Origin of the sequence: Streptomyces sp. SID5785 (genome assembly GCF_009870065.1) — a bacterium.
In the GTDB taxonomy this organism is placed as follows: Bacteria; Actinomycetota; Actinomycetes; order Streptomycetales; family Streptomycetaceae; genus Streptomyces.
Window position 1 is genome coordinate 1 of sequence record NZ_WWIA01000395.1, and the last position, 9824, is coordinate 9824.

Annotated in this window: 10 protein-coding genes; 6 read left to right on the plus strand and 4 right to left on the minus strand. The window is 73.3% G+C overall.

Annotated elements, in window-relative coordinates; genetic code table 11:
- Nucleotides 1–4: 4 nt before the first annotated feature.
- Nucleotides 5–1039 carry an SGNH/GDSL hydrolase family protein gene (locus GTW43_RS12945; RefSeq protein ID WP_161301808.1) on the minus strand — a complete coding sequence of 345 codons (1035 nt, stop codon included), beginning with the start codon at nt 1037–1039 and terminating at the stop codon, nt 5–7.
- 150 nt (nt 1040–1189) lie between these two features.
- Between GTW43_RS12945 and GTW43_RS12950 the strand changes: the two genes are divergently transcribed.
- Complete coding sequence (locus GTW43_RS12950; protein ID WP_161301809.1) at nt 1190–2581, plus strand: cystathionine beta-synthase; 1392 nt, start codon at nt 1190–1192, stop codon at nt 2579–2581.
- Nucleotides 2582–2864: 283 nt separating this feature from the next.
- Here the strand turns inward: GTW43_RS12950 and GTW43_RS12955 are convergent, their stop codons facing one another.
- From GTW43_RS12955 to GTW43_RS12965, 3 genes are all read right to left on the minus strand, one after another.
- Nucleotides 2865–3728, minus strand: coding sequence for a MurR/RpiR family transcriptional regulator (locus GTW43_RS12955; RefSeq protein ID WP_161301810.1), 864 nt, complete (start codon nt 3726–3728; stop codon nt 2865–2867).
- Nucleotides 3729–3811: 83 nt separating this feature from the next.
- Nucleotides 3812–4351 (minus strand): hypothetical protein, encoded by a 540-nt coding sequence (locus GTW43_RS12960; RefSeq protein WP_161301811.1) that lies wholly within the window; start codon nt 4349–4351, stop codon nt 3812–3814.
- A 22-nt stretch (nt 4352–4373) separates the two neighbouring features.
- Entirely contained in the window at nt 4374–5861 is a 1488-nt protein-coding gene (locus GTW43_RS12965) for an aromatic amino acid ammonia-lyase (RefSeq protein ID WP_161301812.1), read from the minus strand.
- A 172-nt stretch (nt 5862–6033) separates the two neighbouring features.
- Between GTW43_RS12965 and GTW43_RS12970 the strand changes: the two genes are divergently transcribed.
- The 5 genes from GTW43_RS12970 to GTW43_RS12990 form a co-directional block, all read left to right on the plus strand.
- On the plus strand, nt 6034–7089 hold the full coding sequence (locus tag GTW43_RS12970) for an ABC transporter ATP-binding protein (protein WP_161301813.1): 1056 nt from the start codon (nt 6034–6036) through the stop codon (nt 7087–7089).
- The gene (locus GTW43_RS12975; RefSeq protein ID WP_161301814.1) at nt 7086–7730 is read left to right on the plus strand and encodes an ABC transporter permease; all 645 of its coding nucleotides are present in this window, start codon (nt 7086–7088) and stop codon (nt 7728–7730) included. The genes GTW43_RS12970 and GTW43_RS12975 overlap by 4 nt, the downstream gene beginning before the upstream one ends.
- Before the next feature lie 5 nt (nt 7731–7735).
- Entirely contained in the window at nt 7736–8413 is a 678-nt protein-coding gene (locus tag GTW43_RS12980; RefSeq protein ID WP_161301815.1) for an ABC transporter permease, read from the plus strand.
- Between the two features lie 11 nt (nt 8414–8424).
- Nucleotides 8425–9375, plus strand: a complete 951-nt coding sequence (locus GTW43_RS12985) for an ABC transporter substrate-binding protein (RefSeq protein ID WP_161301816.1) — start codon at nt 8425–8427, stop codon at nt 9373–9375.
- 11 nt (nt 9376–9386) lie between these two features.
- On the plus strand, nt 9387–9824 hold a 438-nt coding region (locus GTW43_RS12990), incomplete at its 3' end, for a cytosine permease (RefSeq protein ID WP_343245987.1).

Sequence of the window (9824 nt, forward strand, 5' to 3'; positions counted from 1 at the left end):
CTGGTCAATCGGTTGTGGGGGTGGGGCCTGTGGTGGCGGGGGTGGGGTCCTGGGTGGGGACTCGGTGGCGGCGGCGGCGCTTCAGGAGGGCCCAGGGGCCGCGCGGGCCCGTCGGCATCGCGCCCGTGACCTCCGTGCCGCCCTCCTCGGCCGCCTTCGCCGCGGCGCGGGCCACCGGCAGGAAGCCCTCCGCACGGGAGACGTCCGGGCGCTCCTCCTCCGGCCACAGGCCCAGCGCCGCGCACAGCGTGGGCAGGACGGCCATCGCCGCCGTCTGGTAGCCCTCCGCCGACGGGTGGTAGTTGTCGGGCCCGAACAGCTCGCGCGGATTCGCCGCGAACTCGGGGCCCAGCAGGTCGCCGAGCGAGACGGTGCGCCCGCCCTGCTCCACCGTGCCGATCGTCTGCGCGGCGGCCAGCTGCCGCGAGGCCCGCCGGGCCACCCAGCGCAGCGGCTGCTGCACCGGCTCGACCGAGCCCAGGTCGGGGCAGGTGCCGACGACGACCTCGCACCCGGCGGTGCGGAGCCTGCGGACCGCGGCCGACAGGTGCCGGACCGACTTCGTGGCCGGAATGCGGTGGGTCACGTCGTTCGCGCCGATCATGATCACGCAGACGTCGGGCTGCCAGTCCGGATCGGACAGGGCGAGCGGCACCTGCCGGTCCAGGTCGTCGGACTGGGCGCCGGGCAGCGCCACGTTGCGCAGCTCCACCGTGCGCTCGGCCACCGCGGCCAGCCCCGACGCGAGCAGAGCGGCCGGGGTCTGCCGGGCCCGGTGCACGCCCTGCCCCGCGGCCGTCGAGTCGCCGAGCATCACGAACCGCAGCGGGGCCTCGCACGACGCCGCGTACGCCCGCCCGTACAGGCCGTCCGCGGACGGGACGTGCACCGGGTCACCGTGGTTGCCCACCTGGCGCCGCGCCAGCTGTACCTCGGCGAGCAGCACGCCGACCGCGGCCGCCCCCAGCAGCCCGATCCCGCCCCCGCCGTACGCCGCCCCCGCGGCGATCCGCCGTGCCACCCTCGCCCTGCTCGACATGTTCCGCGGCCACCTGCCTCTCCTGTGCGGATCAGTGCTTCATGAAGTCATTGCCCCGTCAGCCCCTCCGGCCAATCGCAACGGGAGATGAAGGGCCGGTGGGCGCAATACGCTGACCACATCCCTTACACAGGAGACCCGGAGACAACCGTGCAGATCCACGACTCGATGATCAGCCTCGTCGGCAACACCCCGCTGGTGAGACTCAACAAGGTGACCGAGGGCATCCAGGCGACCGTCCTGGCCAAGGTCGAGTACTTCAACCCCGGCGGGTCCGTGAAGGACCGCATCGCGCTGCGCATGATCGAGGCGGCCGAGCGGAGCGGGGAGCTGAAGCCCGGCGGCACCATCGTCGAGCCGACCAGCGGGAACACCGGCGTCGGCCTCGCCATCGTGGCCCAGCAGAAGGGCTACAAGTGCATCTTCGTGTGCCCCGACAAGGTCAGCACCGACAAGATCAACGTGCTGCGCGCGTACGGGGCGGAGGTCGTGGTCTGCCCCACCGCGGTCGACCCCGAGCACCCGGACTCGTACTACAACGTCTCGGACCGGCTCGTGCGCGAGACGCCGGGCGCCTGGAAGCCGGACCAGTACTCGAACCCGAACAACCCGCTGTCCCACTACCACTCGACCGGCCCTGAGCTGTGGGAACAGACGGACGGGCGGATCACTCACTTCGTGGCGGGCGTCGGCACGGGCGGCACCATCTCCGGCACCGGCCGCTCCCTGAAGGACGCGAGCGAGGGCCGCGTCCAGGTGATCGGCGCCGACCCCGAGGGCTCCGTGTACTCGGGCGGCTCCGGGCGCCCGTACCTGGTCGAGGGCGTCGGCGAGGACTTCTGGCCGACGGCCTACGACCGCGACGTCGCCGACGAGATCGTCCCGGTGTCCGACAAGGACTCCTTCCAGATGACGCGCCGGCTCGCCAAGGAGGAGGGCCTGCTCGTCGGCGGCTCCTGCGGCATGGCGGTCGTCGCCGCGCTCCGCGTCGCCGAGCGGCTCGGCCCGGACGACGTGGTCGTCGTCCTGCTCCCGGACAGCGGCCGCGGGTACCTCAGCAAGATCTTCAACGATGAGTGGATGGCTGACTACGGCTTCCTGGAGGACTCCGGGACGAGCGCCAGGGTCGGCGACGTGCTGCGGGACAAGGACGGTGGCGCGCTGCCCGAGCTCGTCCACATGCACCCCGAGGAGACCGTCGGCGAGGCCATCGACGTGCTGCGCGAGTACGGCGTCTCGCAGATGCCGATCGTCAAGCCGGGCGCCGGTCACCCGGACGTGATGGCGGCCGAGGTCATCGGTTCGGTCGTCGAGCGGGAGCTGCTCGACGCGCTGTTCGCCCAGCGGGCCTCGCTCGACGACCCGCTGGACAAGCACATGTCGGCGCCGCTGCCGCAGGTCGGCTCGGGCGAGCCGGTGGCGGACCTGATGAGTGTGCTCGGCGCGGCCGACGCGGCGATCGTGCTGGTCGAGGGCAAGCCGACGGGCGTCGTGAGCCGACAGGACCTGCTGGCGTTCCTGGCGAAGGGCGCGGTCAGGTAGGCGTGGTGACGGGCGTTCACGGATTCGCGCGATCGGTACGAGCGCGACACGTGCACGCAGCACCCGCTTAACACGCGTCCGGCACATTGGTGGATGTCGGCAGGGACGGGAGCGGCTCCCCGGCCCGGTCGGCAACCACAGCGGCGTCAAGGAACTCCGGAGCGGCTCCCGGACCTCCACGGACGCCCTGGACGTCGGTCCGGCCTGACCGGATCCGCGTCCCTCGCGGGGACCGCCGTCGTCCCGCCCCCCGTCACAGGGGGTGCGGCGGTCCCCGCGCATCTCATTCCACGAAGAGGCCGCGCTCCGCCGCCCGTACGTCGAACTCCTCGAGGCGTGCCTGGGCCTGCGGCAGCGCGTCGCACATGGCTTCCAGCAGGACCCGGCCGAGCAGCATCGGGGCGCAGGCCGTGTCGAAGGCGAGGCCGGTGCCGACGGCGGCGGGCAGCAGCAGGTCGGAGTGTTTGGCGACCGGGGCGAAGGCCGAGTCGGCGACCGTCACCACGCGCAGGCCCGCCGACTGCGCGTAGGCGAGGGCGTCGACGACCTCGCGCGGGTGCCGGGGCAGGGCGAAGCACAGCAGGGTCGTGGCGCCGGCCCGCGCGGCCGCGTCGATGCGGTCGACGAGCATCGTGCCGCTCTCGTCGAGCAGTCGGACGTCGGGGTGCACCTTCGCGGCGAAGTACGAGAACCCGTAGGCCTGGGAGGCCGCCGCGCGCAGGCCGAGGACGGGCAGCGGCCGGGACGCGGCGAGGAGCCGGCCGGCCTCCTCGACGGGGGCGGGGTCGGCGAGCAGGTCGGCGAGGTGGCGCAGGTTGGCGATCTCGGCCTGGACGGCCTGCTGGTACTCGTTGGCGTCGGCGTCCGCGGCCGGTTCCTGCGGGGTGACCTCGCGCAGGTGGCGGCGGAGCGCGGGGTATCCGTCGAAGCCGAGGGCGACGGCGAACCGGGTCACGGAGGGCTGGCTGACTCCGGCCAGTTCGGCGAGCTCGACGGAGGACAGGAACGGCACGTCGGCGGCGCGGCGCACCATGCAGTGGGCGATGCGCCGCTGGGTGGGGGTGAGCCGGTGGCCTTCGAAGAGCCGTTGCAGGCGGGCGGCGGGGCCGTGCCCGTCGTCGGCGTTCGGTGTCGTCTGCTCGCTCATGGCTCCCCGTCCGTTCCGCCGACTCATTCAGCCGGCCACGTTCGTGCATGATGTTATTCAGGCGGTCGCGGGGGCGCCAGACCTCATGCCGACCCGTTCACCGCGCGGGCCCACACCGGGCGGTCGCCGCCGGGGCGGGACAGGGCGCCGCCGTGCGTCGCGGTGCCGCACCACCACAGGGGGCCGTTCTCGGCCGGGAGGTCCGTGAGCGGGCGGGGCACTCTCAGCCGGATCAGGGTGCCGGTGGCGGGGTCGCGCAGGAGCACCCGGGTGCCCGCCCAGGGGCGCGGCGTCACCTCGGCGAGGCAGCGGACCCAGGGGCGGGCGTGCAGGGCGCGGGCCATGCGGCGCCTGTCGCGGAGGGCGAAGAGGCCCGCCGCCAGGTGGGTCCCGGCGCCGACGACGACGCCGCCGGCCGCTCCGGAGCCGACTGCGGTGTCCGTCGCCGCGGCTGCCGCGAACGCCGCGGTCGCCGCCGCCAGGACCGCGAGTCCGGCGAGGAGCAGGAGGCGTCCGCGCCTGCGCAGGCGGTGCAGGGCGGTGGCGGTCGCCGCGACGGCTGCCGCCGGGGCCGGGGCCGGGGCCGGGGCCGGTGGTGGTGGTGGTGGTCGGTGGTGGGGCATGGGGGGCCAAGGTCCTTCGGGGTCAGGGGAGTTCGGGTTCCTCCGTGAGAGTGTCGAGGAGGGCGGCCGCCTGGGCCACGTCCAGGGTCAGGGGGCGGTCGGCCAGGTCCTCGGGGAGTTCCGCGGCGAGGCGTTCGTAGGCGCGGCCCACCGGGAGGTCGGGGTCGGGGCGGTGGTCGCGCAGGCGCAGGGCGCGGACCGCGGCGACCAGTTCGCAGCCCACGACCTGACGGTAAGCCTCGCACAGGCGCAGGGTCTGGCGGGCGGCGAGGGAGGCGAAGCTGGCCTGTTCCTCGACGCCGCGGGAGAGGACGGCGTGGCCGAGTGAGGCCGGGGCGGCGAAGGCGCGCAGGTCGGCGAGGGCGCCGCCGGCCGCGTACTCGAGGATCATGACGCCGGAGGAGGCGGCCTCGCCGTCGGCGAGGAAGGGGCGAAGGCGGGTGTAGGCGGGCTCGTTGAGGGTCGAGAGCCGGGACGTGGAGAGCCGGGCGACCTGGGTGAGGCTGAGCCGGAAGTGGTCCAGGGCCAGGGCGAGCTGGGCCATGTAGAAGCCGCCGTGGTGGTAGGCGGCCATGTCCGCGGGGGAGATCAGCGGGTTCTCGGCGGCGGCGTTGATCTCGACGGTGAGGACGTCCTCGAGGGCGTCGGCCGCGTCGTGGGCCGGGCCGTGGATCTGGGGCAGGCAGCGGAAGCCGTACGGGTCCTGGATGCGGCCGAGCGGCGGGGTGGGCCGGTCGGCGGCGCCGAGGAGGGTGCGCATGCGGGCCGCGACCTCGTAGGAGCCGTGGTGGCGGCGGGCCTCGTGGACGGGCAGGGCGTACGCCTCGTGGGAGCCGTCGATCGCGAGCAGGCTCAGGGCGCCGACGACCTGGGTCGCGGTGAGCAGCGTGCGCAGTTCGTGCAGGGCGAGGGCGGACTGGCCGAGGGTGAGGGCGTTCGACGAGATCAGGGCGAGCGCGTCGTTGTTGTCGAGCGGCTGGGCCGCGGGCGGGGTGCCCTTGCCGCGCCAGGGGTGTTCGCCGGCGAGGGCGAGGCCCATCTGGGCGAGGGGGGCGATGTCGCCGGTGCCGACGGAGCCGTGTTCGTTGACCGCGGGGTGGGCGCCGTTGTCCAGGGCCTCGCACAGGGCGGTGACGACGGTGGGGCGCAGGCCGGCGCCGCCCGCCAGGATCTGGTTGGCGCGGACGGCGAGCATGGCCCGTACCTCGCGCTCGGGCAGTTCGTCGCCGATCGCGCCCGCGTGGCTGCGCAGCAGGCGCAGTCCGTGGTCGGTGGCGGCCTCGGTGGGCACGTCCTCGCTGCGGTTGGCGCCCACGCCGGTGGAGCGGCCGTAGACGCGGCCCCACGCGGCGATCTCGCGGGCGGCGTCCCAGGACTCGGTGACGCGCTTCATGGCGTCGTTGCCGGGGACCGGCCGGGCGGTCCGGTCGGCGAGGCGAACCACGTCGGACACCGGGAGACCGTGACCGTCGAGGACGACGACGGGGGCGGTCGCGTGCGTCGTGGACATCAGGCGCTGTTCCTCCTCGAACGGGGCGCAAAGGGCGCTCCGCGTCTCACACTGCGGTCCGCGCGGGGCGGATTTACCAGGGATTCACGCGGGGCCATTGACAAGTTATTCACACACCGAGAACTCTGCATGACGATATGCAGGCCGGGCAAGAGGACTCCAGAGGCGCTCCATGATCCAGTTCGAAGCGGTCCACAAGCGATTCCCGAACGGCACGACGGCGGTGCACGACCTCACCCTCGACATGCCGGAAGGGGGCGTGACCGTCTTCGTCGGGTCGTCCGGCTGCGGCAAGACGACCAGCCTCCGCATGATCAACCGGATGGTCGACCCCACCTCCGGCACCATCCGCGTCGGCGGCCGCGACGTCCTGGAGCAGGACGCCGCCGACCTGCGCCGCTCCATCGGCTACGTCATCCAGCAGGCGGGCCTGTTCCCGCACCGCACCGTCCTCGACAACATCGCCACCGTCCCCCTGCTGCTCGGCTGGCGCCGCAGGAAGGCGCGGGCCGCGGCCGGCGAGCTCCTGGAGCGGGTCGGCCTCGCCCCCGAGCTCGGCCGGCGCTACCCGCACCAGCTCTCCGGCGGCCAGCAGCAGCGCGTCGGCGTGGCGCGCGCGCTCGCCGCCGACCCGCCGGTCCTGCTCATGGACGAGCCGTTCGGCGCCGTCGACCCCGTCGTGCGCACCCAGCTCCAGGACGAGCTGCTCCGGCTCCAGAAGGAGCTCAGCAAGACCATCGTCTTCGTCACCCACGACATCGACGAGGCGGTCCGCCTCGGCGACCGGATAGCCGTGTTCCGCACCGGCGGCCACCTCGTGCAGTGCGCCGCGCCGCAGGAACTGCTCGCCCGGCCCGCCGACGACTTCGTCGCCGACTTCCTGGGCGCCGAGCGCGGTCTCAAGCTCCTGTCCCTGACCCCGCTGGCGGGCGTGCCGCAGGCGCCCGCCCCCGACGGCGGCCCCTGGGAGCTGGTCCTCGACGAGGCCCGCAGGCCCGTGCACTGGCGGGACCGGGACAGCGGCGCCGAGGCCCCGGCCCGGGCGCTGCGGGACGGGGACTCGCTGCTCTCCGCGCTCAACGAGTCGGTCGCCTCCCCGGCCGGGCTCGTGGTCCGCGTCGACGCCGACGGGGTGCTGACCGGGGTCTCGTCGCGGGACGACATCCACGGGCGGGCCGGCGTCGCGCACGCCGAGGCCCTCGCGGGCACGAAGGGGCTGGCCGGATGACCGTCGACTGGGACTGGATCGGATCCCACCGCTCCGACCTCGCCACCCTCACCGTCTCGCATCTCCAGGCCGCCCTGGCCGCCGTCCTGTTCGGCCTGCTGATCTCGCTGCCGCTGGCCGTGCTCGCGCACCGCGTGCGGGCCCTGCGCGGCTTCCTGCTGGGCCTGTCGAACGTCCTGTTCACCATCCCGTCCATCGCCGTCTTCGTGCTGCTGCTCCCGGTGTCCGGGCTCACCCGCACCACGACGGTGACCGGCCTGACGATCTACACCCTGGTCGTCCTGCTGCGGAACACCGTCGAGGGGCTCGACTCGGTCCCGCAGCGGACCAAGGAGGCCGCCAGGGCGATGGGCACCCGGCCGCTGCGCACGCTGCTCACCGTCGAACTGCCGCTCGCCCTCCCCGTGATCATGGCGGGCGTCCGGATCGCCACCGTCATGTCCATCTCGCTCGTCTCCGTGGCGACGTACATCGGCGACGGCGGCCTCGGCCAGCTCTTCACCGACGGGTTCCAGCGCAACTTCCCGACCCCGGTGATCGTCGGTGTCGTCCTCACGCTGCTGCTCGCGCTCGTCGCCGACGCGCTGCTCGTCGGCGTCCAGCGGCTGCTCACGCCCTGGACCCGGACCCGGAGGGCCTGACCGCCATGTACGAACTCTTCAAGAACCTCGGCTCGTGGCTGGTCAGCGGCGAGCAGTGGACCGGCACCGACGGCATCGGGCACCGGCTCGCCGAGCACCTCCAGTACTCGCTGATCGCCACCCTCGTCGCCGCCGCCCTCGCCCTGCCCGTCGGCCTGCTCATCGGGCACACCGGCCGCGGCGCCTTCCTCGCGATCAACCTCTCCTCCTTCGGGCGCGCGCTGCCCACCGTCGGCCTCGTCGTGCTCGTCTTCCTGGCGAGCGGCCTGTCGATGTGGCCCGTCTACATCGCCCTCGTCGCGCTCGCCGTGCCGTCCATCGTCACCAACACCTACGCGGGCATGACGGCCGTCGACGCCGAGGTGAAGGACGCCGCGCGCGGCCAGGGCATGCGCGCCCACCAGGTGCTGTTCCAGGTCGAGCTGCCGCTCGCGCTGCCGCTGATCATGACCGGCCTGCGGCTCGCCCTCATCCAGGTGGTCGCGACCGCCACCATCGCCGCCTACGTCTCCTTCGGCGGGCTCGGCCGCTACGTCTTCGACGGGCTCGCCCAGCGCGACCTGGTCCAGGTGCTCGGCGGAGCCGTCCTCGTCGCGGTCGTCGCCGTCGTCCTCGACCTCGCCCTGTCCGGGCTCCAGCGCCTGCTCTTCCGTCACCGCCCCGCCACCCTCAAGTCCGCCTAGGAGCACCCCAGATGAACCGACGCACCCTCCTCGGCGGACTCTTCGCCGCGGCCTCCGTCCCCGCCGTCGCCGCGTGCTCCGGCGGCATCACCTCGCTCGACGGGCAGGGATCGGGCGGCTCCGGCGGAGGCTCCAGCAAGAACGGCGTCACGATCGGCACCGCCAACTTCACCGAGAACCAGGTCCTCGGGTACCTGTACGCGGCCGTCCTCGAGGCGGCCGGAGTGAAGACCACGGTCCGGCCCAACCTCGGCACCCGCGAGATCCTCATCCCCGCCCTCAAGGGCGGCGACATCGACCTCCTTCCCGAGTACCAGGGCGCCCTGCTGCACTACCTCGACCCCAAGGCCACGGCCACCGAGGAGGGCGCGATGCAGAACGCCCTCGCGATGGCGCTGCCCGCGGGCCTGCAGATCCTCCCGTACGGCACGGCCGAGGACTCCGACGCGTTCGTCGTCACCCGCGAGACCGCCGGGAAGTACGGCCTCAAGTCGCTCGCCGACCTGGCGAAGCAGAACGGCAAGCTCGTCATCGGCGCGGCGCCCGAGGTGAAGAAGCGCCAGGTCGGCGCCGTCGGCCTGAAGGACGTGTACGGCGTCGAGTTCAAGGAGTTCAAGTCCCTCGACTCCTCCGGGCCCCTGGTGAAGGGCGCCCTGAAGAAGGGCGACGTCGACGTCGCGAACCTGTTCACCACCGACACCGACATCGCGGCCAACCACTGGGTCGTCCTCACCGACCCCAAGAACCTCGTCCCCGGTCAGCACGTCGTCCCGCTGATCGCCGACCGCACCGCCGACTCGACCGTCCGCAAGGCGCTGGCCCGCCTCGGCAACGTCCTCACGACGGCCGACCTGACCGAGCTCAACCGGCTCGTCGACAAGGACAAGAAGGACCCGGAGGACGTCGCCGCCGACTACGCCGACCGGCACGGCCTCACGGCGCAGCACAACGAGAAGAAGTAGGAGGCCCCGACGTGGCATCCGTAGTGGAGAAGCACTCCATCGACGTCGTCCCCGACAGCGAGCGGCACGGACGCGCCTTCAACCAGTTCACCCTCTGGCTCGGCGCCAACCTGCAGATCACCGCCGTCGTCACCGGCGCCCTCGCCGTCGTCTTCGGCGGCGACGTGGTCTGGTCGCTGGCCGGACTCGTGCTCGGCAACCTGCTCGGCGGCGCCGTCATGGCGCTGCACTCGGCGCAGGGCCCCAGGCTCGGGCTGCCGCAGATGATCCAGTCGCGGGCCCAGTTCGGCGTCAAGGGCGCCGTCGTGCCGCTGCTGCTCGTCATCCTGATGTACGTCGGTTTCTTCGCCAGCGGCAGCGTCCTGGCGGGACAGGCGACGGCCCGGCTCACGCACACCGGCGACTCGACCGGCATCATCGTCTTCGCGCTGGTCACCGCCGTGATGGCA